General features: G+C 59.3%; 33 protein-coding genes and 1 pseudogene. 17 read left to right on the top strand and 17 right to left on the bottom strand.

Annotated elements, in window-relative coordinates:
- The first annotated feature begins 2 nt into the window (after positions 1–2).
- From ASC90_RS12930 to ASC90_RS12890, 9 genes are read left to right on the top strand one after another with little or no spacing between them, the layout of a single operon-like run.
- Positions 3–1100, top strand: a complete 1098-nt coding sequence (locus ASC90_RS12930; RefSeq protein WP_056540769.1) for an ABC transporter ATP-binding protein — start codon at positions 3–5, stop codon at positions 1098–1100.
- Positions 1093–2100, top strand: coding sequence for an ABC transporter ATP-binding protein (locus tag ASC90_RS12925; RefSeq protein ID WP_056540767.1), 1008 nt, complete (start codon positions 1093–1095; stop codon positions 2098–2100). The genes ASC90_RS12930 and ASC90_RS12925 overlap by 8 nt, the downstream gene beginning before the upstream one ends.
- Before the next feature lie 55 nt (positions 2101–2155).
- Positions 2156–3796: a dihydroxyacetone kinase subunit DhaK gene (locus ASC90_RS12920; RefSeq protein ID WP_056540764.1), complete on the top strand. Its 1641-nt coding sequence runs from the start codon at positions 2156–2158 to the stop codon at positions 3794–3796.
- Positions 3797–3820: 24 nt separating this feature from the next.
- A complete protein-coding gene (dhaL, locus tag ASC90_RS12915; protein WP_056540761.1) occupies positions 3821–4435 on the top strand; it encodes a dihydroxyacetone kinase subunit DhaL in 615 nt (204 codons plus the stop codon).
- Entirely contained in the window at positions 4432–4830 is a 399-nt protein-coding gene (dhaM, locus tag ASC90_RS12910; protein WP_056540758.1) for a dihydroxyacetone kinase phosphoryl donor subunit DhaM, read from the top strand. The genes dhaL and dhaM overlap by 4 nt, the downstream gene beginning before the upstream one ends.
- Positions 4830–5171: an HPr family phosphocarrier protein gene (locus tag ASC90_RS12905; RefSeq protein ID WP_056540753.1), complete on the top strand. Its 342-nt coding sequence runs from the start codon at positions 4830–4832 to the stop codon at positions 5169–5171. Before dhaM ends, ASC90_RS12905 begins: the two co-directional genes overlap by 1 nt.
- A complete protein-coding gene (locus ASC90_RS12900) occupies positions 5155–6744 on the top strand; it encodes a putative PEP-binding protein (RefSeq protein WP_056540751.1) in 1590 nt (529 codons plus the stop codon). Before ASC90_RS12905 ends, ASC90_RS12900 begins: the two co-directional genes overlap by 17 nt.
- A 1-nt stretch (position 6745) precedes the next feature.
- A complete protein-coding gene (locus ASC90_RS12895; protein WP_056540748.1) occupies positions 6746–7156 on the top strand; it encodes a hypothetical protein in 411 nt (136 codons plus the stop codon).
- A 55-nt stretch (positions 7157–7211) separates the two neighbouring features.
- Entirely contained in the window at positions 7212–8207 is a 996-nt protein-coding gene (locus tag ASC90_RS12890; RefSeq protein ID WP_056540743.1) for a dihydroxyacetone kinase subunit DhaK, read from the top strand.
- On the opposite strand, the gene ASC90_RS12885 is transcribed toward ASC90_RS12890, so the two are convergent.
- Both ASC90_RS12885 and ASC90_RS12880 read right to left on the bottom strand, forming a co-directional pair.
- Positions 8190–9464, bottom strand: a complete 1275-nt coding sequence (locus ASC90_RS12885) for an adenylate/guanylate cyclase domain-containing protein (RefSeq protein WP_056540741.1) — start codon at positions 9462–9464, stop codon at positions 8190–8192. The genes ASC90_RS12890 and ASC90_RS12885 overlap by 18 nt on opposite strands.
- 137 nt (positions 9465–9601) lie before the next feature.
- Entirely contained in the window at positions 9602–10366 is a 765-nt protein-coding gene (locus ASC90_RS12880; protein ID WP_056540737.1) for a TIM barrel protein, read from the bottom strand.
- A 213-nt stretch (positions 10367–10579) separates the two neighbouring features.
- On the opposite strand from ASC90_RS12880, the gene ASC90_RS12875 reads away from it, so the two are divergent.
- Positions 10580–11521: a lytic transglycosylase domain-containing protein gene (locus ASC90_RS12875; RefSeq protein WP_056540735.1), complete on the top strand. Its 942-nt coding sequence runs from the start codon at positions 10580–10582 to the stop codon at positions 11519–11521.
- 39 nt (positions 11522–11560) lie between these two features.
- Here ASC90_RS12875 and ASC90_RS12870 read toward each other — a convergent pair whose 3' ends face one another.
- Complete coding sequence (locus ASC90_RS12870) at positions 11561–11815, bottom strand: hypothetical protein (RefSeq protein ID WP_056540732.1); 255 nt, start codon at positions 11813–11815, stop codon at positions 11561–11563.
- Positions 11816–11894: 79 nt separating this feature from the next.
- Positions 11895–12410, bottom strand: coding sequence for a DUF992 domain-containing protein (locus ASC90_RS12865; RefSeq protein WP_056540729.1), 516 nt, complete (start codon positions 12408–12410; stop codon positions 11895–11897).
- 259 nt (positions 12411–12669) lie between these two features.
- On the opposite strand from ASC90_RS12865, the gene ASC90_RS12860 reads away from it, so the two are divergent.
- Positions 12670–12867: a hypothetical protein gene (locus ASC90_RS12860; RefSeq protein ID WP_056540727.1), complete on the top strand. Its 198-nt coding sequence runs from the start codon at positions 12670–12672 to the stop codon at positions 12865–12867.
- Between the two features lie 51 nt (positions 12868–12918).
- On the opposite strand, the gene ASC90_RS12855 is transcribed toward ASC90_RS12860, so the two are convergent.
- The 4 genes from ASC90_RS12855 to ASC90_RS12840 form a co-directional block, all read right to left on the bottom strand.
- Positions 12919–14205, bottom strand: coding sequence for a hemolysin family protein (locus ASC90_RS12855; RefSeq protein WP_056540722.1), 1287 nt, complete (start codon positions 14203–14205; stop codon positions 12919–12921).
- 179 nt (positions 14206–14384) lie between these two features.
- Positions 14385–15143 carry a DUF4239 domain-containing protein gene (locus ASC90_RS12850; RefSeq protein WP_056540719.1) on the bottom strand — a complete coding sequence of 253 codons (759 nt, stop codon included), beginning with the start codon at positions 15141–15143 and terminating at the stop codon, positions 14385–14387.
- A 292-nt stretch (positions 15144–15435) separates the two neighbouring features.
- Positions 15436–15741 (bottom strand): hypothetical protein, encoded by a 306-nt coding sequence (locus ASC90_RS12845; protein WP_056540716.1) that lies wholly within the window; start codon positions 15739–15741, stop codon positions 15436–15438.
- Between the two features lie 242 nt (positions 15742–15983).
- A complete protein-coding gene (locus tag ASC90_RS12840) occupies positions 15984–16271 on the bottom strand; it encodes a DUF982 domain-containing protein (protein WP_056540712.1) in 288 nt (95 codons plus the stop codon).
- A 134-nt stretch (positions 16272–16405) separates the two neighbouring features.
- On the opposite strand from ASC90_RS12840, the gene ASC90_RS29355 reads away from it, so the two are divergent.
- Both ASC90_RS29355 and ASC90_RS12835 read left to right on the top strand, forming a co-directional pair.
- Positions 16406–16573 (top strand): hypothetical protein, encoded by a 168-nt coding sequence (locus ASC90_RS29355; RefSeq protein ID WP_200950895.1) that lies wholly within the window; start codon positions 16406–16408, stop codon positions 16571–16573.
- Positions 16573–16767, top strand: coding sequence for a hypothetical protein (locus ASC90_RS12835; protein ID WP_056540709.1), 195 nt, complete (start codon positions 16573–16575; stop codon positions 16765–16767). The genes ASC90_RS29355 and ASC90_RS12835 overlap by 1 nt, the downstream gene beginning before the upstream one ends.
- A 55-nt stretch (positions 16768–16822) precedes the next feature.
- On the opposite strand, the gene ASC90_RS12830 is transcribed toward ASC90_RS12835, so the two are convergent.
- From ASC90_RS12830 to ASC90_RS12800, 6 genes are all read right to left on the bottom strand, one after another.
- The gene (locus tag ASC90_RS12830) at positions 16823–18190 is read right to left on the bottom strand and encodes a VWA domain-containing protein (protein WP_056540707.1); all 1368 of its coding nucleotides are present in this window, start codon (positions 18188–18190) and stop codon (positions 16823–16825) included.
- 20 nt (positions 18191–18210) lie between these two features.
- Positions 18211–18795: a TadE/TadG family type IV pilus assembly protein gene (locus tag ASC90_RS12825; protein WP_056540704.1), complete on the bottom strand. Its 585-nt coding sequence runs from the start codon at positions 18793–18795 to the stop codon at positions 18211–18213.
- 1 nt (position 18796) lies between these two features.
- Positions 18797–19363: a TadE family protein gene (locus ASC90_RS12820; protein WP_244480380.1), complete on the bottom strand. Its 567-nt coding sequence runs from the start codon at positions 19361–19363 to the stop codon at positions 18797–18799.
- Positions 19364–20309: 946 nt separating this feature from the next.
- Positions 20310–20501: a hypothetical protein gene (locus ASC90_RS29905; protein ID WP_056540699.1), complete on the bottom strand. Its 192-nt coding sequence runs from the start codon at positions 20499–20501 to the stop codon at positions 20310–20312.
- A gap of 19 nt (positions 20502–20520) precedes the next feature.
- Positions 20521–20730, bottom strand: coding sequence for a hypothetical protein (locus ASC90_RS29900; RefSeq protein ID WP_056540697.1), 210 nt, complete (start codon positions 20728–20730; stop codon positions 20521–20523).
- A gap of 396 nt (positions 20731–21126) precedes the next feature.
- Positions 21127–22527, bottom strand: coding sequence for a DUF1254 domain-containing protein (locus ASC90_RS12800; protein WP_056540692.1), 1401 nt, complete (start codon positions 22525–22527; stop codon positions 21127–21129).
- Between the two features lie 223 nt (positions 22528–22750).
- On the opposite strand from ASC90_RS12800, the pseudogene ASC90_RS29895 reads away from it, so the two are divergent.
- A pseudogene (locus ASC90_RS29895) lies at positions 22751–22966 on the top strand (hypothetical protein); the annotation flags it as partial.
- Positions 22967–23386: 420 nt separating this feature from the next.
- On the opposite strand, the gene ASC90_RS12795 reads toward ASC90_RS29895, so the two are convergent.
- Entirely contained in the window at positions 23387–24340 is a 954-nt protein-coding gene (locus ASC90_RS12795) for an FAD-dependent monooxygenase (RefSeq protein WP_244480379.1), read from the bottom strand.
- Positions 24341–24397: 57 nt separating this feature from the next.
- Entirely contained in the window at positions 24398–24691 is a 294-nt protein-coding gene (locus ASC90_RS12790) for a hypothetical protein (RefSeq protein ID WP_056540686.1), read from the bottom strand.
- A gap of 143 nt (positions 24692–24834) precedes the next feature.
- Here ASC90_RS12790 and ASC90_RS30275 point away from each other — a divergent pair, with 143 nt between their 5' ends.
- The 3 genes from ASC90_RS30275 to ASC90_RS12775 all read left to right on the top strand — a co-directional run bounded on the left by ASC90_RS30275 (position 24835) and on the right by ASC90_RS12775 (position 25797).
- Positions 24835–24966, top strand: a complete 132-nt coding sequence (locus ASC90_RS30275; RefSeq protein ID WP_280138325.1) for a hypothetical protein — start codon at positions 24835–24837, stop codon at positions 24964–24966.
- Positions 24967–25351: 385 nt separating this feature from the next.
- Positions 25352–25555 (top strand): cold-shock protein, encoded by a 204-nt coding sequence (locus tag ASC90_RS12780; RefSeq protein WP_056540679.1) that lies wholly within the window; start codon positions 25352–25354, stop codon positions 25553–25555.
- A 62-nt stretch (positions 25556–25617) separates the two neighbouring features.
- A complete protein-coding gene (locus ASC90_RS12775) occupies positions 25618–25797 on the top strand; it encodes a hypothetical protein (protein WP_056540676.1) in 180 nt (59 codons plus the stop codon).
- Positions 25798–26091: 294 nt separating this feature from the next.
- Here the strand turns inward: ASC90_RS12775 and ASC90_RS29350 are convergent, their stop codons facing one another.
- A complete protein-coding gene (locus ASC90_RS29350) occupies positions 26092–26256 on the bottom strand; it encodes a hypothetical protein (protein ID WP_200950894.1) in 165 nt (54 codons plus the stop codon).
- Between the last annotated feature and the right edge of the window lie 602 nt (positions 26257–26858).

Here is a 26858-nt window from a genome sequence, read left to right as displayed (position 1 = left end):
CCATGGCGGACATCAGAATCCAAAATCTCCGCAAGGAATTCGGCAGTTTCGTCGCAGTCCAAGACTCGAGTTTCGTCGTCCATGACGGCGAATTTCTGGCGTTGCTCGGGCCTTCCGGCTGCGGCAAGACGACCACGCTGCGCATGATCGCCGGGCTGGAGCTGCCAACCAGCGGCAATATCTATCTCGACGGAGAGGATGTCACATTCAACCGCGCCAGCGCTCGCGATATTGCGTTCGTCTTCCAGCTGTTTGCGCTCTATCCGCACATGAATGTCCGCAAGAACATCGGCTTTCCCTTGTTGTCGCAGGGAATGCGGAAGGCGGAGATCAAGCAACGGGTTGAGGAAACCGCCCGCCTGCTGCAGATCGGCCACATTCTCAACAAGTCCGTCTCCGGCCTTGCCGGCGGCGACCGGCAGCGTGTGGCGCTCGGCCGCGCCATCGTCCGGCGACCGAAATGCTTCCTGATGGACGAGCCGCTGGGCACGCTTGACGCCGAGTTCCGCGAAGTCATGGTTCACGAGTTGCGCGAACTCCATAACCGTATCCACGCAACCACAGTCTACGTTACGCACGATCAGCACGAGGCCATGGCGATGGCCGACAAGATTGCCGTAATGAACCACGGCGTTATCGAGCAATTCGGCACGCCTCAGGAGATCTACAGCAAGCCGGCGACAATGTACGTCGCGGACTTCATCGGATCGCCGCCAATGAATTTCATGCGTTTCACGTCGGGTCTGCAGATGGGATCGCGGTCCATCTTGCTTGACGGCGTCGATGTGCTCGTACCGGAGATCCGTCAGGACCTGGCGGAGGGCGAGCTGGCGCTCGGCGTGCGACCTGAACACATCCGCTTCAGCGACAGCTCGCCGTTGCGCGGTGCCGTTTACGGGAGTGAATATCTCGGCACGAACCAGGTGGTGGCTGTCGAAACATCCAGCGGATTGATCAAGGCTCGTGTTCCGGCAAACCGGAACTTCCGCATCGGCGAGACGGTCGGGCTGGAATTCAATCATTCAAACCTGGCGCTGTTCGACTGCAAGTCGGGCCGCGCCGTGGCGTCAGCGCTCTATTCGGAGGCCCAGCATGGCTGACGTTGTCCTGAAGGGTCTCAACAAACGCTTCGGCGAAACCCAGGCTTTGACCGATCTCGACCTGACAATCCGCGACGGCGAGTTCGTCGTTCTGCTCGGGCCGACGGGCGCCGGCAAGACGACAACGCTCCGCCTTATTGCAGGGCTCGAAAAACCAGACAGAGGCCGCATCGAGATCGGTGGCCGGAACGTCGGCGCCGAAGCACCAGCCGAACGCGATGTCGCCTTCGTCTTCCAGCAATACTCGCTCTATCCGCATATGACGGTCTACGAAAACCTGGCATTTCCGCTGAGGGCGCCGGTACGCAAGCTCACCGCGAACGAGATAGACCGCCGGGTGCGCGACGTCGCACGGATGGTCCGGATCGATCACAAGCTGGAGAACCGCTCCACGCGTCTTTCGGGCGGTGAGATGCAGCGCGTCGCGATCGGCCGCGCGCTGGTGCGCCAGCCGTCAATCTATCTCATGGACGAGCCACTCTCCTCGCTCGACGCTAAGCTGCGCGCCGAACTGCGGCTAGAGCTCAAGCGGATTCAGAAGGAACTGGGCTCGACATTGCTCTATGTAACCCACGATCAGGTGGAGGCCATGACAATGGCCGACCGCATCGGCATTGTCGCCGAAGGTCGGCTCATGCAGGTGGGAACGCCGCGCGATATCTACGGCAACCCAAGCAATCTTCATGTTGCTGCGCGCCTCGGCCAGCCACACATCAACCTGCTGCCCGCTGATCTGCTTCCGGGCGGCCATCCGCCGGCAGGCACCAAGACCGTAGGGGCGCGCACCGAACATCTCGATATCATCCTTGGCAAGGACGCCAACGCCGAAATCGACTGGATCGAGCATCTCGGCGATCAGAACCATCTGCACATCCGCGTCCGAGATCACAAGCTCGTTACACTTGCGGACCCATATCTCGCAATAAACAGGGGCGACAGGATCAACTTGACGCTACGCGATCCACTCTATTTCGATGCAAGCGGAAAGCGCCTCTCCTGAACGCCAATAAAAACCGATCATCGCATGCAAGAAAAAACAGACGGGTATCGATCAAATGAAGCATTTTTTCAACCGCAGGGAAAACATAGTCACCGAAGCTTTGGATGGCCTGCTTCTGACGAGCGGCAAAGGTCGCCTCGCCCGTTTGGATACGTTTCCCGACATCAAGGTGATCCTGCGGGCCGACTGGGACAAGTCGCAGGTGGCGATCATTTCCGGCGGTGGCGCCGGACACGAGCCCTCCCATGCGGGCTTTGTCGGCAAGGGTATGTTGACCGCAGCGGTTTCGGGCGAAATATTTGCATCACCAAGCGTCGATGCGGTTCTTACGGCAATCCGCGCGGTGGCCGGCCCAAAGGGCGCCCTGCTGATTGTGAAGAATTATACGGGAGATCGTCTGAATTTCGGCCTCGCCGCCGAGAGGGCCCGCGCCGAGGGTTTCGATGTCGAGATGGTCATCATTGCCGACGACATTGCAATTCCCGAGATCAATCAGCCACGTGGCGTGGCCGGGACATTGTTTGTCCACAAGATCGCTGGCTTCCATGCCGAAGCGGGTGAAGACCTCCCGACCGTAACGATGCACGCAGCTGCGGCAGCCAAAGACATCGTCTCTCTCGGCATGTCTCTCTCGACCTGCAGCGTGCCGGGGCAAGCGCACGAGGATCGCCTGGGCGAAAACGAAGGCGAACTTGGTCTTGGAATCCACGGTGAACCAGGTGTCGAGCGCATAGCACTCCAACCCGTCGCGGACATCGTCGCAACCATGCTCAAGCGACTGAGCGCCAGGCTGCAGGATGGTGCCGGCCACGCGCTGCTTATCAACAATCTCGGCGCGGTGCCGCCGCTTGAAATGACCGTCATCGCCAATGCCGTGTTGTCCTCGCCGACTGCGGAACGAGTGAAGCTGATCATCGGGCCGGCTCCAATGATGACCGCACTCAACATGAACGGCTTTTCGCTATCACTTATCAGGCTCGACGCTGTCCGCGAAAAAGCACTCGTGGCTGCGGTTGGCCCGCATGCCTGGGTGCCTCCCGTCGAACGCCACGAAATCACAATCGTCACCGTTCCGAAGGCGGACGCACGATTGAACGGAACAAATGCCAGCGACGATGAATGGAGTCGCCGCATGATCACCGCACTTTGCGACCACCTGATATCGCTCGAAGGCGAACTCAACCGCCTCGACGGTCGTGTAGGCGACGGTGATACCGGCTCGACCGTTGCATCCGGCGCGCGCAGCATCCTCGCCCGCATCGATACGCTGCCGCTCAGGAAACCTGCCGCCACACTCGCTGCCATCGGCGACATCCTCGGCACCAGCATGGGTGGCTCGAGCGGAGTGCTGATGTCGATCTTCTTTACCGCCGCTGCCAAGGCAATGGCGGAAAAGCCTGATATCGCAGCGGCCCTTCTTGCCGGGCTCGATCGGATGACGTTCTATGGTGGTGCAGGCGTTGGCGATCGAACGATGGTCGACGCGCTTGCCCCGGCGCTGCAGTCGCTCGCATCGGGCGGCGTGGCAGCGGCTGCGAAGGCAGCTGCCGCCGGCGCGGAGGCGACGAAGGCAATGACGAAGGCAAAAGCCGGACGTGCGTCTTATGTCGGCGAAAGAGATCTCGCGGGCGTGGCCGATCCCGGCGCAGTCGCAGTGGCTGGAGCATTTGGAGTTATGGCGAGCCTCGCCCAATAAGAGCGGTGGCATAGGGAGGATTTAGTGCAGGCCGAACCAGCCCTGGTTTCAGGATTGATCGAGGTTTGTCGCGCGACGATCGCGGCCAACAGCGATCACCTTTGCGCTCTGGATCGAGCGATCGGTGACGGAGACCATGGAACGAACATGCAGCGCGGCTGCGAAGCGGTCAGCGCTGAACGCGCGGAACTTTCCAGCCTGCCCTTGGCGGACGCCGTGGAGAAGATCGGCCTGACGCTGGTGATGAATATCGGCGGCGCGGCGGGGCCGCTCTACGGCACGTTGTTGATGGAGTTGGGCCGGGAGCTTCGCAAGCGTGATGAAGGGGCGGAGTTTTCCCTGGTGCTGAAGCAGGCGATCGATGCCGTGGCGAAGCGGGGTCGATCTCATGCAGGCGACAAGACGCTGCTGGATGTCCTCTATCCTGTTCATGCGGCGCTCGCCGAACGTTCGCCGCTATCGGATATCGCCATCAGGGCTGAGCGGTCAGCCGATCAGACTGCGGCCATGAAGGCCATGCGCGGCCGCGCCTCCTATCTCGGAGACCGGTCAATCGGCCACATCGATCCCGGAGCATCTAGCTGCGCGCTATTGACCACGGCAATATGCCATTATCTTGGGGAGAACCATTCGGCATGAGTGGAAAGACGGCAAATGTTGGCATCGTGATCGTCTCCCACTCCCCTCTCGTGGCGCGCGGCATTGCCGACATGGTAAGGCAGATGGTGGGCGACTGCGTGCCGCTCTCCTGGTCCGGTGGCAATAACCACGGCGAACTCGGTACCGACGCCGGGGGCATTTTGCGCGCTATCGAATCCGCCTGGTCCGATGCAGGCGTTGCAGTCTTCGTCGACCTTGGTGGAGCGGAGACAAACAGCGAAATGGCGATCGAGATGCTCGGCTTGCCGCGCTCGAAACTTGTGTCGATTTGCAACGCACCTCTCGTTGAAGGCGCAGTCATAGCGGCAGCGGAGGCATCGGGCGGGGCATCCTTGGCAAAGGTCGTGGCGACAGCCGAGGAACTGTCACCCTGATGACCGGGTTGCCCATGAAGAGGCGGGAGGACAATCAGTTGCAGGCCAGCTACCAGACGGAGGTGGAAGTCAAGCACGGCGTGGGACTGCACGCCCGCCCCTCCGTCACGTTTACGCGGCTGGCAAAATCGTTTCCCTGTTCGATCGAGATCGCCGTCAACGGCAACGACGTGTGGCTGAATGGCAAGAGTATAATCAAGATCATGGGCGCCAGAATCCGCAGGGGGTCGATTCTGAGAATCAGAGCCAGCGGAATCCTTGCCGAAGAAGCGATCCGGGCACTGAAGGAGCTTATCGAGCGCGATTTCGATGAGGAAAAGAAGCATGGCCGAACCGCTTAGACTGGACGGAACGATCGCCTCCCCGGGCGTTGCCACCGGCCCTGCCTATCTGGTCGAGCCGACGCTTGCGTCGGTCACACCTCGCGCACAGGCGTCTTCCGGCTATGAAGTGCTAGCAGCCGCGATCGAAACGGCAGTCACCGAGCTGCAGCGCCTTGCCGGTGGTGCCGACGCGGAAAGCGGTGACATCATTGATTTCCAGATCGAAGTCCTTCGCGATCCGACGATAGCCCAAATGACGGCAGCACGCATGGAAACCGGCGAAAATGTCGCTTTCGCCTGGGTCGACACGCTCGACGGGTACATCCGCGAATTGGAGACTGCCGAGGAGGAACAGATGCGCGCGCGCGCCGTCGATATCCTCGACATCAAAAATCGCGTTCTCGGCGCCCTGACCGGCACGCCGCTCGAGGATTTCCCCCTGGGGTCCGTCTTCGTCGGCAAGGATATGGAGCCTAGCCGCTTTCTCGCGCACGACTGGTCATCAGGCGGTGGCATCGCGCTATACAATGGCAGCGCCGCCGGCCACGTTGCGCTGCTCGCCCGGTCGAGGTCAGTGCCAATGGTCGTAGGCGTGGGATATTTCACCACGGCCGCAGGAGCACCTATTCGCGTTGACGGCGACGCCGGCGCGGTTGTTCTTCAGTCCGGTGCCAGGCCCATGCCGCGCAAGACGCCGGTCGGCGTTTCCGGCAACGCCGCCCATGCCTCCGGAAGCGGCACCCCACGCACGGCCGATGGCGTGCCGCTTTCGCTGTCCATAAACCTAAACGATCCGACCGAACTCGATAGCGTCGATCACGCCGCCGTAGCAGGCATTGGATTGCTACGCTCCGAATTTGCGATTACCTCGGCGGCAGATGCCGCAAACGAGGAAAGGCAACTCTCCGTCTATTGCCGTGTGCTCGAGTGGGCAGTGGGCAAGCCGGTAACGATCCGGATGTTCGATATCGGGAGCGACAAACCCCTCTCTGGCTTTGAGACGTTGCCCGATGTGGGCCTGCGGGGAATCCGGCTGCTTCTCGCGCGGCCGGAAATTGCCCGGGTGCAGGTGCGTGCGCTGCTCAGAGCGTCGGCCTTCGGCAATCTCGCGGTCATGCTGCCCATGGTAACCGTTCCCTCCGAGATCGACGAGATGCGTCGTATCTTCAAAGAGGAAGCCACGGAGCTTGATCGGCGCTCGGTGCTGAACCGTTTCCCGTCCATCGGCATGATGGTGGAGGTGCCCGCGGCTGCATTGATGCTGGATAGCTTTGCCGTGGCGGATTTCTTTTCGTTCGGAACCAACGATCTCACCCAGTATCTCACTGCGTCGGCTCGTTACGGTTCCGGCTTCGAAATCCCGCGTGACAAGTCCATACCGGCCGTCTTGCGTCTCATCGAGCAGGCCGTGAAACTGGCCGCCGGCAAGCCCGTCAGCATATGCGGAGACATGGCAGGCGACCCTGGACAGCTATCGGCCCTGCTCGCCACGGGCCTGCGTCACTTTTCCATGGCGCCGGCCCAGCTTCCCGCGATAAGGTCGGCACTCGTCGGTTTGAACGCCGATGGGACAAAGGCAGCCGGAGAGTAGAATGGCGCGCGAAGACACCGAAGACGCCATTATAGCCTACAAGTCCATCCTGGCGCAGATCATCGATATCAGGCCCTCCGGCACGCGTCAGCGGTTGGCGACCGAACTCGGCAAGCACCGCAGCTTCGTCACGCAAGTCACCAGCGCGACCTACTCGACACCGCTGCCGGCGCGTCACCTCGCAACGATTTTCCGCGTCTGCCATTTCAATGCTACCGAGCAAGAGCGTTTTCTCGAGGCCTATCAGCATGCCCATCCGGGAAAGCTGCCGGAGCTCGGGCATTCCGAAAAGTTACGGCACCTGTCTTTGATGGTGCCCGACTTTGGTGACGAGCGCCGAAACCGCCTGCTGGAACAGGCGATCTCCGACCTTGTGGAAAAGATTGTCGCAATTTCCGGAGGGCCGGAATGAGCGGAACCACCGAACGACAGACCCGGTAAACGATCGCCGCCTTGGGAGGGGCTTGATGAAGAAGTTCATGAACACTGCGGACACCATGGTCACCGAAAGCGTCGAAGGCTTTGTACGCGCCCATGCGGAGTTCGTCGTGTTCGGTGCGGAGCGCAAATGCATTCGCCGCCGTCATCTGACACCAGGCAAGGTCGCCGTCATCTCCGGTGGCGGGGCTGGCCACGAACCGATGCATATCGGCTTCGTCGGCCGTGGCATGCTGGATGCCGCCTGCGTGGGCCATATCTTCACGTCGCCGACACCCAGCCAGATCATCGGTGCGATCGAGGAGGCAGATACCGGCGCCGGATGTCTGCTCGTTGTCAAGAACTACGATGGTGACGTCATGAACTTCGAGATGGCTGCCGAGATGGTTGCCGCCCGTCACCGAATCGAAATGGTCATCGTCAGCGATGACATAGAGACTGCGAGGGTCGGCGATGGACGCGGCCGCCGCGGCGTTGCCGGGACACTCGTCGTGGAACGGATTCTCGGCGCTGCCGCAGAACAAGGCATGTCGCTCGACAGGCTGAAATCGCTCGGGGAGGGCTTAAGTCCGAAGATCCGGTCGATGGGTGTGGCTCTCACTGGCGTGACCGTGCCGCACACCCAGCGGACGACATTTTCCCTGAGCGCGACGGAAATGGAAATGGGCGTTGGAATCCATGGCGAACCCGGCCATTCCAGAAAGCCCTTCTCAGCCGCCGACACCATTGTCCGGTACCTATGCGAAGCGATCGCCGGCGATATCGCCAGCCAGCCCAATGCCAAGGCATTGCTCTTCGTAAACGGGCTCGGTGGCACGCCACCGGCGGAACTCTACGTCGCGTATGATGCCGCGCGCCGCTTCATCGAGAATGGAGGCATCCAAATCGAACGCTCGCTTGTCGGAACCTATGTCACCTCGCTCGATATGCAGGGACTATCGGTAACGCTGGCACTCCTCAGCGATGAGGAATTGGCCCTGTGGGACTCGCCGGTGGCAACCGCCGCGCTACGCTGGGGCTGCTGACCGCAACGCGCTGGTTGGGTCAGCTTGGTTCCCTGTCATCGGAAATGCGAAAACGTCCACGGGTTCGCCGAGCCCTCGCAACGGGAATGATCCGAGGCTGTCCATCCCGACTCCGCAGTCAGCCATATCCACGAAAGCCTTTGACAGCAGCACCGGGCGCTTAACCTCCTTCGTGAGGTTTTCGAGACGCGATGCCACATTGACGGCGGGGCCGATAACCGTGAAGTCGAGACGCCTGCGGGTTCCGATGTTACCGTACATCACATCACCGACATGCACGCCGATGCCGTAGCGAAGCACCTCGCGTCCGTCCCGCGCGTTTCGTTCATTGAGAGTTGCCATGGCGACACCGGCCTCCTGAATAGCCGTAAGCAAGTTCCTGCAGGCCATCGGATCGGTCAGCGGGAAGATGGCCAGCATCCCATCCCCCATGAACTTCAGTATCTCGCCGCCGTGCCTCTCGATCGGCTCCGACATCGCGTCGAAATAGTCATTCAAGAGTTCGATGACATCATCGCGGGGCCAATGATCCGAGATGGTCGTGAAGTCTCGCAGGTCGCAGATCAGGATTGCTGCGCCGACGGTAGCGCCACTGCCGCGTGTCGTCGCGCCTGCCAGGATTTGCTCGCTTGCGTGCGGACCGACGTAGGTTTGCAGGAGCGTGCGGGCAAGAATGTTCTTGAGCCTGATCTCTGTGACAAGCGTCAGGGCCGGCATGAGATCCTTGAGGAACGTGACGTGCTCCTTGAGGAAACCTCCCGGTCTGTCAGTCGAGAACGTCGCGATATGCCGCTTGCCGAGTGTGTGCTCCATCGGCCAGGCGATATAGTCCGTCAACCCGTCGCGTCGCAGGTCGTCGTAGAAGCGGTGTCGGCTGTCGTCTTCCCGCATGCCTTCGAGATTTTTACGAACCTCCGTGGCGCCGCTGAAAATATCGTTCACCGGACTGTTGAGAAACTGCGGTGTCTTTTCGACGCCATAACCGAAAGTGTCGATCTTGGCCTCGGCCATGCCGACGTTCCACAGAAGCCGTGCACCGAGCCATTGCGGGTGCTGCGTTCTGAAGTGCATCGTTGCGCGCGCCACCGGAACGCCTTCACTCCGCAGCCTTTCGCACATCTGTACGAGGATGTTATCGATGAACCGCTCGTCCCGCGTTTCGTTGATTAACCAGTCGAGAATCTTCCGCCTGTGCGACGGCCAGACGCCTTCACCTTCGTCAATCGAATTGAAAGCCGCGTCCGAAACGGATTGCATGGCAACGCTCCAAAAACATCATGTCTACCCTCGACCATGACAATGGAAGGGCTTTCCCAGCCTGTTAGATGGTGTTCGCGGGCGCGAATTAAAATGGCCCTCGGACACGCGAGGTGTTTTTACCGACGCCGTCTTGCTCAGGCAAGCAGTCGTCTCGTGGCCGCAATCGTTTCAGCGCTGGATGCCAGCGGCCGGTATTCGAGGCCGACGGCGCCATTGTAACCCTTGGAAAAAAGCCAGTCGAGCCGTGTCTTGAGGTCAATCACGCCGCTACCCGGCTCGTTGCGCCCGGGATGGTCGGCAATGTGAACGTGAAATACCCGGTCTACGTCCCCACCGATGACCGCTGCCGTGTCCTCTCCCATGACGGCTGAATGATAGACATCGTAGATGATGCCTATCTCCGGACGGCCCGTTGCCCTCACGATCTCTATGCCCTCGACGGTGGAATGCAGGAAATATCCGACGTGATCGATCAGCGTGTTGAGGGGCTCGACGCCCAGACGGACGCCGCTGTCTTCCAGAAGTTCCCCTGCTCGGGTCAGTATTTCGACCAGCGCGGCCGCCTGCTCATCACGCGACTTTCCCGCAAGATCGTCTCCCGCCTGGGCAATCAGCGTGTGCGCACCAAGCCGCCTCGCGGTTTCGATGGACGACTTCAGCCCTTCGAGGAAGGCGCCTTTGTTCGCGATATCCGTCAGGGGAATCATCGGTTCAGCGACAAAGCTCGCGAGCTGGATCCCGGTCTCGGCCACTGCCCACTCGATGCTGCCCAGGTCCTTGTTCGTCCATCTCCAGAATTCGACGGTGTCCAATCCTGCGCCGTGCGCGAGCCGGATTCTATCAGCAAAATTCTCGGCTTCGTCGGCAAACAGCCATTCGATGCAGGCGGAGAGTTTCATGATGGCCTCGTTTATCTGGGACGTTGCAGCGGACCACAATCGAGCAACTGCGGCAAGCCCGGCAAACGCTGTGGCCGACTTGTTTCCACCTTGACGGCATATTTGACATTGCTAACCTGATGTCACCTATCGACGTTCCGGTTTCACCCGTCGGCGCTAGCGGGCAATCTCAGCATCCGGCGGCACGATCTACGATATGGCAGCGGAGGATTGATGCCAGCGGTCAGCGTCTCAGCCGGAAGAATGATGTTGGTCCTGATCGCCTTCGTTCTTTTCGTGGACGTAGTGCCAGGGGCGCACGCCCAACCGCCGGCAGCAACGTCGCATCGCGTCTGCGACTATTCGATGGACGTTCCCGCGACGGGAGAACGCCTTTGCATCTCCGGCGACACATACGGTCGCGATCTCTGCTCGGCGCTCGAACACTTTTCGCAGGCAAACGATCTGCCGCCGGAGTATTTTGCCCGCCTGATCTGGCGCGAAAGCCGCTTTAGACCCGGCGCTGTCAGCCCCAAAGGTGCACAGGGCATTGCCCAATTCATGCCGGGCACTGCGAGGCTGAGAGGATTGAAGGATAGTTTCGACATTCTCGAGTCGCTCAGCGAGTCCGCACGCTATCTCGACGAATTGCGAGGACGCTTTGGCAATCTCGGCCTTGCCGCCGCAGCCTATAATGCCGGCGAAAAAGGTTTGGCGAACTACCTGAATACCGGCCTTTTGCCTTTCGAAACAAGAAACTATGTTCTCGCCATAACCGCCAGCACGATAGATCAATGGAAAAACAGTCCACCGGAAGACGCCGCGCCGTTTCTTAGCCGGGAAAAGGGCTTTCTGGCTGCCTGCGTTGAACTCGCCAATAGCCGGCGCCTGACCGAGAGCCCATCCGCTCGACAAGGTCCCTGGACACCCTGGGGCGCCCAGCTTGCAGCCCACGGCAACGATGCTGCCGCGTTGCGGTTGTTTGCTTCGGTCGCGCGCCAACTCCCCGCCGAACTCGCTGATGAACAACCGATCATTGTTCCCGTGCGTGACAGGAGCTTCGGTTTCAGGCCACGTTACGCCGCACGCATCGGAAGGCAAACCCGCGCCGAAGCAAACCAGGTCTGCGTCGAGGTTCGCGCATCCGGGGCAGCGTGCACGGTCTTCAGGAACTGATTCTGGTCCGCCACGGCTACGCTATGTGTGAGCAGCGTGTCAGTCCGTCAAGAAATCGGGGCCAGTGTCCTGGTATGTAAGCTTGAGTGTCCCATCCGGCTGGACGACGTACTTCTCGAACGTGCGATATCCCCACTTGCCGAGAAAAGTATTCTTGATCACCGTCCCCGGTGGATAGGGAGAACGCACCACACGACCGCCATATGTCAGGCTCCCCGGCGTTGGCTCGGGCGCCGAAGCGGTCGTCGTACAGCTGGCGAGTGCCATCGCGATGACGATCATTGCGTATTTCATAGATATCCTATGCACTGAAAAACCGGTCGCAAGAATGCGACCGGCGTCATTCCGGGCGACAAGTGCCGAAATGCTATCATCAACCCTGCGGCGTCAGGGTCATCGACGTTCCTGTTGCAGCAACGTTAATGCCGAGCTGGCCGGTAACGCTTATCACCTGCAACTGGACCGAACCGTTTGTCCCGCCAAAAAGAACGTTCGCGCCGACACCGGCCACCAGCGTGGCTTCGGCGCTTGCGCCCTGATAGAGCCCACCCAATGCGCCGCGATGATATCCGGAGGTCGGAGCAAACACCGCCCAAACAATCCGGCCGCGCGTGGTGAAGCCGAGGTCGACGCCAAACTTGCGGATCGCTCCGGCGTACCGATCTTGCGGCACGCCGCTATAAGCCGGCGTGAACACGCAATCGACCGACTTGGCCGACCCCAGAAGGTAACCGATGCCGCCCCCGACATCACATGCCAGAATTCCGATCTTCACGCCGTCCCGAATGTCCGGCTGCTGGTATGTCCTTGCCATATCGGCTGCAGTTGCAGGCGATACCAACGTTTGCGCCAGAGCTGCCGCAGCAAGGACCGATGCGATCTTCTTCATGTTTTTCTCTCCTTGTTTGGGCTTAAGAACATAGCGCGCCACTTAAATTTACCAAGGCCACGAATGCAACACAGCACTTCGGTGAACATGTCGAGTTGCGGTGACATCGGCCTTTGTCTAATTGTAGCCCAGCGCGAACCGCGACGTTGCCAATCAGGCAAATAAGCGGTGCGTCCTAGCGAATTCGCTTGGACGCACCAAGGCGTCACCTGGCATTTCGGCATTTTTCCCCGTTAAACCCTCACAGGAGGCACGATCAATGACCCAGGAGCTTACCAGAGAAGAACTGGAAATCAGAATTGCAGACGTAAGCGAGAACATCCGAACCCTGATCGAGCAGGCCGCCGCCATCAGCGGCGCCGCCGACGAGGAACGCGCTGACGAGCGCATCGAAGAGCAGCAGGCGCTCTACGAGCTCCTGGTGAGGCAACGTGACGCACTCGATCAGGCCAAATAGCGGTCGAACTGTCCCTGTCGTCAGCGAGTGCGCCGCTCGCCGCCATATCGGCTACTGAGCGTCGAGTGCGTTATCGCGGCTCACGAGGATCTTGTCGACCCGGCGACCATCGAGATCTATGACCTCGAATCGCCAACCATTCCTGGTGAAGCTCTCGCCGAGCTCCGGCAGATGCTTGAGTTCCTCAAGCACAAGCCCGGCAACCGTTTGGTAGTCGACATCGTGGTCGATGGGCACGTTCATGAAGTCGGCGAATTCGTCGATCGGCGTCCAGCCTGAAACAAGATAGGATCCGTCGTCTCGGCGCTTGATAGCCTGTTCGTCAATCTCGCCCTCGGCGAAAACGCCCATTATCGCCTCGAGAATGTCGCCCGACGTGATCACGCCTTCGAAATGGCCGTATTCGTCGAAAACCAGCACCATGTGGTGCGGCGATCTCCGGATCGCTTCGATGACCACGCTCGCCGGCGCGAGATCGGAAACCACGGGGACTTCGGTCGTCAGGGCACCCAGATCGACGCCATTCGGGATCGCGTCATAAAAATCCTTTACCGCAAGGACCCCCAGGACTTCATCCGAGCTCCCCTTGCGTACCGGCAGACGGGAACGGTTTGTGCGTTTGATCTGGGCACGGATCTCATCGATTGTATCCTCCACGTCGATAACCTCGACATCTCGCCGCGGTGTCATAAGTGCGCGAGCAGTGCGATCTGCCAGACGCATGACGCCCGAGATCATGGCCGACTCCTCGCTTTCGATGACGCCGGCGCTCTGCGCCTCCGCTAGCACCGTCTTGATCTCCTCATCGGTGACGCCTTCGCCGCTCTTGCCGGATTGGCCGAGAAGGCTGAGCACCAGTTTTCCGGAAGCGTCAAGCAGCCAGACCAGCGGCAGCGAAAACTTCGACAGATAGGTCATGGCAGGCGCTACCTTCGCAGCGACAGCCTCCGGCGCCCGCAACGCTACCTGCTTGGGAACCAGTTCACCGACAATGAGGGAAAGATAGGTAATCGCCACGACCACGGACCCGACACCAAGCCCGTCGGCCCAGGCACGGGTCAGGCCCTGCGTAAGGAGCCACTCGGAAAGCCGTGCGCCAAGCGTCGCGCCCGAGAAGGCGCCCGAGAGAACGCCCACCAGCGTAATGCCGATCTGGACGGTGGAAAGGAAGCGGCCGGGATTCTCGGCCAGCTTGATGGCGAGCCGTGCCCCCCGACTTCCCTGGTCGGCGAGAACCTTCAGGCGAGCCGGACGGGCGGAGACGACGGCAAGTTCCGACATGGCGAGGACGCCGTTCACGATGGTGAGCAATATGACGATTAAAATTTCGAGGAGCAAAGCGAACCCGTAAGGCTGGTTGTGACAAGACCACGATAGATGACTACGGGACGCACGCAAAGCTATCCCATGAACTTTGATTTCGGGTCTTCTGCTTGTTAATTTCGACGATGGCGGTCTTGGCCCGTGTCAACAGATGCTTGTGACGAACGCAGAAGCATCAAGCAGCCAGAATTCGACTAGCGTGTTGCGTCGATGCGCCCGAGCGCGAACCGCAGCGGCTCGTCCGATACATAGATGATGCCGTGATAGGGGTGAGCCATATCGTTGATGACAAATATGGCGCCCCCTACTGAAACAGCGCAGACCGACACGATGCACAGCACGGTCGCATTGCGAGGCGACAACAGGCCGAACGTCATGAACAGCAAAGCGAGCCAGAACACCAACACCACCAGAAAGGCTGTCGGAAGGCCCTCGTTTCCAGCCTCCACCACGAGCCAGTGTGCTTCCGCGATCTGGCCGCTGACCTCTATCGCACGATCCCTTATCAGCTTCTGCGCGTCGTCGTGAGGAACGAGCGCCCGCAACGTCCGTTGCACCGGCTCGATGCCCAAATCGTCGTCCGCCGAATGTTGCGTCTCTTGCAAGCCGCCCCACGTCTGGTTCAGCCTAGCATAGACGAGTGCGGTAAGTTGTCTGCGTGCCTCTTTCGTTTCATCGCCGTACTGGACCATCACGCGATCCAGAAGAACAAGACGCGCCGCGGATGTCTTAAGTTCCTGCTGGGCTGTGTCGAACGTGGTCTTTGCCGAAGCGATCAAAAAGCCGACGGCCAACGCCGACAAAGTTCCGACCACTGCCGTGGCGAGCTTTATGGCCTCCTTCGAATCCACGCTCAGATGGTGATCCGGAAGGCGACGGCTGAGACCTGCTCCGATCAGACTGGCGCCGATCAACAGCAGCGTCACCATGATTCCGGTTTCCAGTGCATTCATGGTGGCATTGCTCTTTCGGTATAATCTCTCTTCTGTCCCCGGTCGTCAGGCGGCGTGGACATCCCCGCCACAACCGCGACCGCTGTCATAGCAGCAATTGTCGCTGATGCCATCAGTCGCCCGGCGGGCGTGATGCGCTACCCTGCCCCGGATTTGTGGGAAACAATCGAACGGGACGCGATATCGTCCCCATACCCAGATCTGGGTGGCAGACCCGCGAGGAAAACAGCGTGGACCGCCAAACCAGTTATGCATCGAAAAGCCCGGCAAATGACCGGGCTTTTCGCAAATGCTACTCGCAGACCCTAATATTCTCCATATGCCATCCACCGTCGTAGGCGTTCTGCACGCGGCGGTCTTCAAACCAGCAACGCGGCGGCGGTGGTGGCGGATCGATGTAACGTGGCCCACTATTGTTGGCGATCGCACCACCGATTAAGCCCCCGATCACGCCCGCCGCCAGACCACCGACAACAGCATCGCCGTTGTTGTGATGGTGGTGACGCCGCCAATCGTCGGCCGAGGCGATGTTGGCCGAAGCAAACATGCTGCCAACGACCAGGGCCATGGCAATGGTGGAACGAATTGCAATCTTCATTGTCTCTCCAATCGAGTTTGCGCAAATCAGTCGCAACTCAATAATTTCAGACAATGGCATCACTGCGATCAATTTTCGGAAATGAAATCCGCGATGCTGTCGTCGTCAAGCGACTAGCGTTCACGCGATCTGGTATGAAATTGATTAGCATGCTCGGGCCTGCGGGACTATTGTCCCCCGTCGCCCGCTCTAGGGCGCTGCTCATCATAACCTTAGCCCTGCCTCTGCGGGGCTCTTTTTTTCTAGCCGGCCTTCCGCGCCTCTGCCATGTCATCCGGCATCACGTGCATGCCCGCCTCGTGCGCAGCTTCAACGAAGGCGGCCCTGGCGGTTTCCGCATCCACGTAGAACTCCAAAGCCTCCACCGATGACACGACCGCCCGATGGAACGGCGACCCCTTGGGGCCATGCCATTTTCCGCTCAAGAGCATAGCGGCAAGATCCTCGACCGTATTAGCTTGGCGATATCGGCCGGTGCCTTCGATTTCGACCTGCATCGGGCTAATAAAAACCGGGATCTTGCCATCCATGGAACCAAACTCCTTGACATCCACCGAATCACTAAATGGAAAAGCGATTCGTTTCGTCCAGTGGCGACCGCACAATGATCTTGACTCTTGCTGAAAACATGAGAACATATAGAGAACAACCACGAGGCTAGCCCATGACAAGGACAGAGGAAGTCATCGCAAACGCATTGGCTGTTGTCGCCAAGGCCCGCGCTGAACGCGAGCGCGACGCCGAGCGCCGCAAACGCATCTTTGGCAAAATCGACATCGGCCGTCCGTTGCCGTCGATCAAAGGTCAGCAATTGAGCCTGGATTTGCACTGATGCAGCCCGCCACAAAGGAAGACGTCGACTTTGAAGTGCAGGCCGCACTCGCTTGGCACGATGACGACGTGAACGCGACCATTGCCACGTTGCTGGAAGACATACGCCACCTGCGCCGACAGCTCATATTGTCGCAGACGGCCATCAGCCGCGGCATGAAGAGAGGATGGTCTCCCCACTTCCAACGAAGCTGAGAGACATCTTTATACAGGCGCCAGGTCGTCACCAATGGCACCGCTCCGATTTCGTCTATCGGCTTACACGCAGGCTCTTAAGTGAATTACCGATCGCCTTGAATATCGGCTGGAGTGCGGCAGTCGTCGGCGAGTTGAAGTAAAACGCGTTCTGAGACGCGCAGCCGCGCATTAGGTCCGTTGTATCTTTGTCGAGGCTGCCGAAGGTAATCGTGTATATGACAATGCCCGAATTTTTCATTGCCGTGCAGACTTCCGCTAGCCGGGTGTTCAGGCCCGTCACTGCCGTCTCCTCGTCTTTCGTACCCAGGTAGTTGGTGCCGTTGAGCAAGCCATAGGCGGTGTAGACGTTGTCGGACATGGTGTTCTCACCATCCGTCATGATCACGACGGCCTTGGTCATGCGCGGAGTATTGTAGTCGAGCGGCAGCTTGTAGGTAGTCATGTCACCGCCCCAGAGACCCCGCCACTTCGGAGACAGCATGCGCCAGCCCCAGACGGCGCCGAAATTGACATGCGTGTTGCCCACGGCCTTCATCGAACCGATCGCGGTTTGGAGTGTCTTCTTATCCGACGTCATGCGGGTGACCTCGGCCGGGCAGCTCTTGTTCGGCCCGATGGTGTCGTCGAGCGGATCAACCTTATTACCCTTGTCACTGATCCAGTCGTTTTTGGTATTGTCTCGCCAGTAATAGGGTGTGAGCGGTTTTGATGATGGCACGGCGTCGAAAATGTCGTCGGCCACGGCACTATAGGCTTCGACACATCCTCCCCAGGACGTCTTCCCCCAATCGAGAGCCGCGACCGAACCGGCTTTCAGCCAGCCTGTGTGACTCTTGCCGACGTTGACCGATTGTGAAAATGGCACGATACCGACATACAGGTTCTCGGCAGAGTCCTTGTCGTCGAAGAGGATGTCAAGGAGCGTGTTTGACGCCTTTTTCAGGGCGGTCAATCTCGATCCGCTCATCGAGCCGGTATTGTCCAGCACTAGGGCCAGTTCGATGCCACCTGTCGCGCGGTCGATGACGCTTTGCGCACTGGCGCTGATCTTTTGAATGCCGAGAACCTTCATCAGGCTCGCCGGCGCGCTGGCCGTGGCGTTCACCGTCAACGTCTTTTTGTCGCTGCTGATCGTCCAGGTCAGACTGTCCAGTGTCGCGCCCACGGAGCCGCTGCCAAAATTCGCTTTGGTGAATTTGGTGAGCTGGGCCTGGATCGTCGCGGTATCGAGCTTGGCGACGGTGGAAAGCGCCCCTGCATCGATGGAGCGTTGCAAGGTGGAATGCAGCAGCATCATGCGCGCGGCATCGATGCCGAAGCCTGTCGCACCGATGACTGCGATCCCGATGACGGCAACAAACGGCAGCACGCTGCCGCTCTCGTCTTGGCGCATACGGGAGATCATGGATCGAATGTTCATGCGATCACCATTCCTTAGTGCTAGCAGCCGGGTGCGCTGGTCAGGTCGCCGAGGCGCGGACGGAAAACAGCGGTCTTGTAGATCAGCTCGTTGAGCGGAACGAAGCCGTCGAAAATTGGCGTGTACTGATAGAAGACTTCGGCAACGATGACGTTGTCGGTTGCATCGAGAACGAGACTGTTCGGCAGCGTGGCGGCCTTTGAGACCAGGCCAACACGGCTCGCGTTCGTCGGTGTTCCGCCTTTGCACTGCCAGGCGACCTTTGGCGCAGCCCCGCTCGTACGGGATATTGAAGACAGGATCACATAGCCGTTCTTGGAAAAATCCCTGCCGCCCATGATCTCTCCGGATACCGTGAAGATCGAAGAAATGTCGACCGACGTCACGGCCTCATATCTGGAAACCGCGTCGGCCACTGTCGAGGCCGTCTGTGCCGCCTGAAAGTTGGAGCGTGCATACAGCGCCACCTCCCCACCACCGCAGAGGAGCAGGAGCAGAACGGGAGTGACTAGCGCCATTTCGACGCCCGCGACGCCGTCGTCGCGAGCAACGAGCTGACGAGCGCGACGACCGGTGGCTTCAATTGCTTTCCGGATTCTGTTCATCTTAGTAAGGCTCATTTTGAACAACTGCGGTGGCCGACAATTCAATCGTGCCGTTGTCGCCGACAAGCTCCTTGAGAACCGGCGTGTGGAACGTCCAGGGATAGGAAACGGTATAAAGAACGACCTGTTTGGCACCGCCGTACCCGGTCGCACCCTGGTCCTTGTCGTAGACCCCGTTCTTGTTGACGTCCGTGAAGTTCTCGCCGTCGTCGCGGATGCCGTTATTGTTCTTGTCGATGAAAGGTTCGGGCATCTTCAGCGTGTCGAAACCGGAATAGGACTTGCTCGTGATGACGAGCTTGTCGGCATCCATCAGAACGCTTGCCTGCGACCTTATTCTCTGGCGAACGGTAACGTCCTGCGTGGAGCCTTCCGACACAAAGCCTGTGCGACCTGTTCGCGCCGCATCATAGGTCGCATTCTTTAGAAGGATGTCGGCTGCAAAGGCTATCCCAGACTCGACAATCGCAAATGTCAGGAAAATCAGGACAGGAGCGACAATGGCGAATTCGACCGCCGTCGCGCCATCGTCAGAAGCTCCAAAAGCGATGCCCTTCGAGTTGGCCAATTAAATCACCGCGCCCTTAAATAGATCTCACTTAAGGACGAAGTAATACTCGCAGAAACTTCACGCCGATCTAAGCCGACAATTAAAATACGACGAAATCAGCAAATTATTCTGATCACCGGCTGCGGGGCGCAGCCGATTGTCTTTTGCTTCGCGTTGTCGCTTTGGGATGCCTGGGGCGGCAGACCATTAGGCCGGAGAGCGCATATCTTCGGAAAGCGGTGATTTCGCGCGTGGTTCCACAGTTGCGGGAAGGAGAGAAGCTGGTGTCCTTGCCGCAATTCGCGCTGCGCTCTGCATCAGTTGGGCAAAGGATCGCTCGTGGACACCATCGGCCGCGTTCAAAAGCGCGATAAGCGGATCCAGTAGAATTTCAGAAATCGTCAGCTCGTTCTTCAACGGATGATCCTCCTGTTCAGGACACCCAATCGGCTATCACCCAAACATGACGTTCATTGGAGGCAGACGATCACGTCTCGGTCACAGCCAGACAGTTTCTCGCGACAAGCACCCTTGCAGAGGATCGGCTAGCGCAATCACGAGGCCAGTTTGACGCCCGCTGAGATAGGCAAAATGCCCGACAGCAACAGAGCGGAAAGTAATCGCGCGGAGTGGAAACACAACCCGCATCCCGGTCCGCCTTCGGCAACTGTCACGCTGACAAATTCGAGAATCGCCTTCTTCGTCGACGTGGCGTTCCTTGACGGAAGTGGATCGGTCTGCGCCGAAGCTTGGAGGACGCCCACAGCAGGATTACGGCGGTTGCGACCACTTGCGTTGTTTTCAGAACGAATAGCGCCTCTTCCTAAATTCGTTGTATTGACGGAGAACCGGGAAACGCCGAGGTCACTTCACTTCTTCAAGGTCGGCGGGCTTCCAGCTCCCGTCGAAGGCAGGCTTGTCCGGGCCGTAGATGCGGATGTAGGCGAACCAGCCATGGCCCCGGCTATGTCTTGATCCATCGGTCCTCCTGGCCCTGCGGGGCGGACGGACCGAAGTAGAGGTCGGGGGCTTCCGGCCCTTTCGCGTCCTTCAGTTCGAACAATGAGCGCAGCGCCGCCTTTCCCTGATCGGTCTGGACTTCCGAACGCGTCTGGGCGTCGTACGCGGTCACTGACCGGAAGAGCTTGCCAGGCACGGGCTGTGGAATGGAGAGCTTATAGGTCTTGCCGCCATCGAGCCACGCGCCGGAGCTTCTCCCCGAACTGGATGTTGTCCTCCCATTTCAGCGACGTGCGGTCCATGTCGAAGCTTGTCGTGTCGACGGACTTCAGCCGCTGCTTTGGGTTTGCGAGCGGATAGACCTTGATCGCCTCGAGTGCCTTCAACGCCTTATCCTGATCGCCGCCGACCGGAAGCGCGCGCACCGCAAGCAGGTTCTTGTAGGCGGGCGTTTTGCCGACGAGATATCCCTATGGTATCTTCCCCTTGTAGTCCGGGCCGGCGATCAGGTGCTGGCCGCCCTTGCCTGCGTCGGGACCGGAAATCCCATGTCGAGGACCCAGCCCTGATTGTGATCGTTGACGAGGCCAATGTAGGCGCCGGGCGGAAGCTCCACGACCATAGGTCCCTTGGAGACGTCGAGCGTTGCCGACCCGGCGTCGTCCCTGGCCTTCGTACTGGTTTCGGGTGCTGGATAGCCTATGTCGGCGCCATGTCCTCCTGCGCAAATGCCGTCGTGGCCAGCAGGGTCGTCGCGAGAAGTAAGGATGCAAACTTACGGTTCATGCGTCGATCTCCATCGGGATGAAATTGGTCGTGGGTCAGTCCGCCTTGACGACGTCGGACAAGACCCACTTCTTGTCGAAAAAAGCCTTGGTCGGGCCGTATGCCCGGAACATCAGCTCGAACTTCCGCTTCGGATCGGTCGGAACCCAGTTGGACTGCCTACCCTCGGGCGCCTTCGGTCCGAAGTAGAGATCGATGGATCCATCGCCGTTCTTAGCAAGCTCCGGAATCTGGGAGGATCGACTGGCGCGGTCGACGTTCTTGATCAGGGCATGGGTCTCACGATCGTAGGCGGTGACCGACCAGTACTGCTGCACCGGGACATTCGGCGGGACATTGAGACGGTAGCTCCTGCCGCCATCGAACGCCTCCCCATCTTTGTCCCGGATGGAGATCGAATAGAACTGCCCTGCTCCGAGCCGCTTGATGCCGATATATGCGTAGCTGTAGGCAACGCCGCGATCGTCGACCGGATAGGCGTCGGCTTCGTTGAATTCGGCCTGTGCCGCCTTGATGAGAGCGGGATAGGTTGGGAACGTCCAGCGACTGGTCTCGGAGAAAAATGGCGGGAAGCCCACATCGTATCTGGCCTCCAGCAGGGACTTCGCTTCGGCGACGCCGTTTGCGAGCAGTCCCTCGAGATGGGCGTCAGGCTTGAACGGCCTGCCCTTTTCGATGCCGAGCGTTTTCAACTGGTCGATCATGACACGGTCCCGGATGATCCACGGCTCCTCTTGCACCACCCTGTCGAGGTGCTCGAAGAAGCTGCCGTCCCACCGGATAGTCGAGTCGAACAGCATGTCTTTCACGTCGGTGAATACGGTCGCTGGCGGAGCGGCCGCCTGCGAGAGGGGGTAAACCTTTAACTTCTTTCCGTAATCGATCGAGGCGCTCACATCTGCATCGGAATGACTCGCGAGGTTGGAGCGAAAGAGCATATAGCCGCCGTTGACCTCGGATCGAAGCGGAATGTAGCCATCCGGAATCTTGTCCGCATAGCCGGGCGGAAGCACGAGGAACTTGCCTCCCTTCCCCTTATCGACGCCGAGAAGCCCTGCGTCTTCCAGCGGAAGCTGCCAGGCCGTGACGATATTTCCATTGAACGAGGCATGCCCTTCCGCCGCGGGCAGGTCGAGAACCACGGGGCCGTCCTTGGTCGTGAAGAAGACCATGAAATAAAGAGCATCGGGATTGGGCGTCAGTGTCTGGTTCCTCCAGTCGAGCGGACGCCCCCAGTAGATGACCTGCCCCACCTTGCCCGGCGTTTTGTCGAGCATCTCCTGGCGCATGAGGTCGAAGTTGACGGCGGGCATGCCCCATACTGCGGCCTCGACAGCCTTCCGTTCGATCTCGCGATCGAAGACGGATAGGTTGTCGGCGGCAGGAGCCGGAAATGCCAACAGCGCGGCGGCAACAAGCGTGGAAACGAGCTTCACTATTTGCCCTCCTGAATAGAGGCTGCAGTTCAGCAAATGAACGGCCACCTGGGAAGTACGTTACAGTAAACGTCCGGACGTCACCGCATCGCAAGTGCGCTAATCTCACCAACTTAGCGATGCTGCCAGTAGTTCAGCTTGTGTGGAAATGTGTCTCCTGCGATGACCCGAGAGAACACGAAACAGTCCCTCGCTTCTGACAACACCTCGGGAGCCATTTGCATCAATGGATGGGCTCCGCTTGGCTACATGCGTGAGAGATCGGTGGCCACCTGTCCAAATCATCGTAACATCCGGCCATCATTCTCCTGACGCCAGCCTGCTCCCAAGTGGTGTGGCCTTTTATCGGCAAGCCTCGCCGGCAGGACGCTTACGCCATCCGCGTGAATGGGCTGTCCGGCAGGTCCGGCTCTCCGGGATGTCTCACAATCACACTTGAATCCTGGGCGCCAAACCATGCTTTGTGATGCCGGAGGAGGAAAGGTCGAGCGAGCTTCCAGCAGGGTCCGGCCGAAACCACTCGACCATCTCCGTGGGGCCAGGTTGGCGCCGAGCCCTTGGAGGCTCATCATATCTTGGGACCCGAGCACGCCGCGAGCCGGAATGCGTCCCGTAAGCCGGATGAAATTTTCTTGCCAACGATCGGTGCCCTGGGTTCTGTTCAGTATTGACTGCCGGGGTGGTCTGCGAGGTGCTCCGTGCGAACGAGCCCGATTCGGTGAGGAGCAAACCGGCGCAAAAAATGGCGATTCTGTCCATTTGTGTTTCCGCCTGTTGAGTGAACCGGAAACACGCGGAAAACGTATAAGTTCTAATGAATTATTTGCGACGTCTGGCCTTACAACGCACTGTTGCCGCACTATGACCGAACGTCGTCATACGCAGGAACCTCGAAATCGTCGTCGCCCGATACGAACAGTTTGGTGGCAAGCTGCTTGATCCCAGGCTTGTCGACGACGCGAAGAACAGCGCGCTGTAGAGCAACGCCGAACATCGTCTGTGGCTGCAGCATCTTCGGAGCAAATTTCGGTACGTTCTGTCCCTTCTCCACGTAAGGACGCATGATCTCATCGTACCGTCTGAGCGCCACTGCAAGGTCGGTCGAGCGCGATAGTTCGCCGGCCAGGACGTATGCCCCGACTATGGCAAGCGTCGTGCCGATTCCCGCGATCGGAGTGGCGCACCACGCCGCGTCGCCGGTGAGGACGACCCTGCCATTCGACCAGCGATCCAACTTCACCTGCCGCAGGACGTCGAAATACAGGTCGTCAGTCGTCTCCAGTCCCTGCAGTACCCGTTGCGTCTCCCAGCCTGCGTCGGCGAAATGCTCTCGCAACTCTCCGGAAAAGACGAGCTCACGAGTGGAGGAACCGACACCCTCTGCGATCACGACGAGATCGTATTCGTCACGAGCACCGCTTTTGAATGAGACGTGGACGGCCTCCCCGGCGTCTGTGATGTCGATGATGCAGTCGTCGAAACGGAACCTTACATCGCCATCGCATGCGACGTAGAAGATACGCGCCAGATCGCCACGAAGGATTTCGAGTTCGGCGGTGGGTCCGTCGGAGCCAAGTTCTTGAACGTCGAACTGGGCAATCGGCTTGTCATCGCTGTCGACGAACCTGACGCCCGTCTCGCCGGTTCCGCCTTCGGCAACCACCTGTTCGAGACCCATCATCGCCAGAACCGTTCGGCCCGCACCCCGGACGTCGATATTCTGTCCGCCATCTCGGAACTCCGGGTGGCGCTCGACGACGGTAACGGTGAACCCCCGTTTAACGAGCCACCAGGCGAGGGCGTTGCCCGCCACGCTCGCACCACTGATCAAGATTCTGCCAGCCGATGTCTGTCCAGAGCCCCTCATCGGTCATCTACTCCAGACACGCGTCGCTGCCAAGTCTCCCAAAATCCGCTTGACGGCAGGTATCTGTCTTACCGAAACCTCAACGTCGCCGGCGAACGGAGCGTCGTCGCGCTGTGCGCCCTCATGTGACGCCTCGCCGCCGGCTTTCGAGCCCGAGGCATTCCCTTCCGCTGCCGATTGAACGAACATATACGGTCTCGATATGCCGCGCTCTTGAACGATGTGCTCTACCGCGAGGTCTGCAGCTTCACGCGTTTCGAAATTGGCGCGGGCCGTAACCGCCCTGTCGTCTGCCATGTCCTGTCTCCCTTTGGCCTCGAGACTAAACTCTCAAGGCGTTCGGTTGTTGCAATGCCTTTCGTCTTCCTTCCATCAAGTGAAGAAACAGGCAGCCAGTCATTCTGAATCCGGCAGTCTTCAAGGAACGGCTGGACGTCGGCATGACACCTGCGCGAGCGAAAAGCCTGCTGCAGGAGAACTTCGACGGCCGACTGGAATTCAATCGCGTCGCTCGAGATGCGAACTCGTCGAAGTTCGAAGGCAAGCCGCTTCCAGAGGTCAAGTCCTTTTGATGGTGACGACAGACCTTGTCGCAGAATTCGTGCGTGCGGCGAACCGCCTTCCGAAGCTTCCGCCCCGGAAAGCCGGCGTTCTCGAAAGAGGCCTAACAGCCTCCGGTGCACTGCGCTGTCTCCTTGCGGACAGGCAAGATCGCGTCCGGACTTTTGGAGACCGACGGATTGGTGGAGATGCGGTCATCGATATCAATCTAGGGAAGCGGAGCGAAGTTCGAGATCGCCAGATGCCGACGCGGCGCGCCTCCGCGTCGTTCCGTCGGAGGCCAGTTTAACTTGAGATTTTTTGCAGCGTCCCTCCGATAATGACCGGCGGCGTTGCGGAAAGACTGTCGGAAGGTTAAGACATGTACCTCACCAAACTAAGAACTGGGGGTATTTAGTGGCAAATGGCACCGTTAAGTTTTTCAATCAGGACAAGGGTTTCGGCTTCATCACGCCGGAAAACGGCGGACAGGACGTCTTCGTCCACGTGAGCGCCGTAGAGGGCTCCACGCTACTTCGCGAAGGCCAGGCCGTTTCCTACGAACTTGGCCAGGATCGCAAGACCGGGAAGTCGAAGGCGGAGAACGTCCGGGCGATCTAGGCTCTTATCAAGGACCTTCCGACATCAGAATCCGCACTGCGGCGACGGACGACGCCGAGGCTATGAGCGTAGTGTTTAAGAAGCTCGTCGCTGCGGGAAAGCGAACTGCTAGAGCCGATGTCGAGTTCGTTCTGGAGAACTACATAGGCAATCCCGTTGGAATTCCGTGCTCGTTGGCTGGAGGCGAGGATGGCAAGCTTCTCGGCATCCAATCGCTTGTCCGGGCGACAGGGAGGGAATGATGCTGCACGCCCTTGGGGCGGCGGGGCATTGTCGCGACGCAGGTACTGCCAGACGCCTCTTGAACGGGCGTCGGCACAAAACTGTTTGCGACCGCCAGACAGGCTACGATCAAGGTCGGCCTGACGAAAATCGAAGCGTTCATCGGAAAGGAAAACACGGTCGCCCAGCCCTACTACGAGCAGATGGGTTTCGAGACCTATCGCCACAGGGAAACGGCCGTGTGCAACGTTCACGTTAAGCTGACACTAGAAGAGCCGGAACTTCGCTGTCCGTTGATCCGAAGTCGTGACGGATCACGGTGACAGGCATTCGTCGCAGATGCCGCAGCAGTCTTCGTCCATGACGGCGCGACGCCCGCAGCAGTCGCAAGCAGCCTCTCCCACGCCGCACGGCTTCTGGTCCGGCGGTAGGATTTCCATCATGTCGTCGTCGACGGTGATGCGGACGAGGTCGTTCATGTCAGGCTCCGAGGAATTCGGTCTTGAAATGGTGATGATGGCATTTCAGTCAAGATGGGAGACTTGACGGTTCAAAAGCGGACGACATTTCGGTCGTATGAACCGTATTCCCTGCCCTCCTGCCGACGGGAGGTTGCAGTGGCGCTCATCGAGCTAGCCGACACCATGTCCTTTCGGTGCTTGTCAACCGGGCCGGGATCGCTCTTCCTGCTGCCGTTTCGGTTATAGTCTCCACCGATGACCGCCGTGGGATGATCGACTATCGAAAAGCGTTAAAGACCCACTTGCACTGCTGTGAAGAGCGATGCTGAGAAGGTCGTTGCGATTTCGCCCCGGCGTTTCTTATTGCGCCGGCGCTCGACGCCCGTCTCGGAACGAAGACCACTCCCGCTGTTGACCACCCATCTGAGGAAGATGCAAAAAACAGAAAGTCATCGTCGTTCCGCGCTCGTTGAGACGTGGGCGCTATCGCCCGGCGCTACGTTCGTTTCGACGACGACGAGGATCACGGGCGGCTTCCGTCATACCGCCAGAGGGCACATTTGCTCGCCGGCCAGTTAAGTTTACAGTGCCATATCTGCCCGAATGATTGCGGAGAAGCA

This window comes from Rhizobium sp. Root1220 (assembly GCF_001426265.1).
Lineage (GTDB): Bacteria > Pseudomonadota > Alphaproteobacteria > Rhizobiales > Rhizobiaceae > Rhizobium.
Note: the sequence above shows the minus strand (reverse complement) of the source record. Positions and strands in the feature narration are given on the sequence as shown.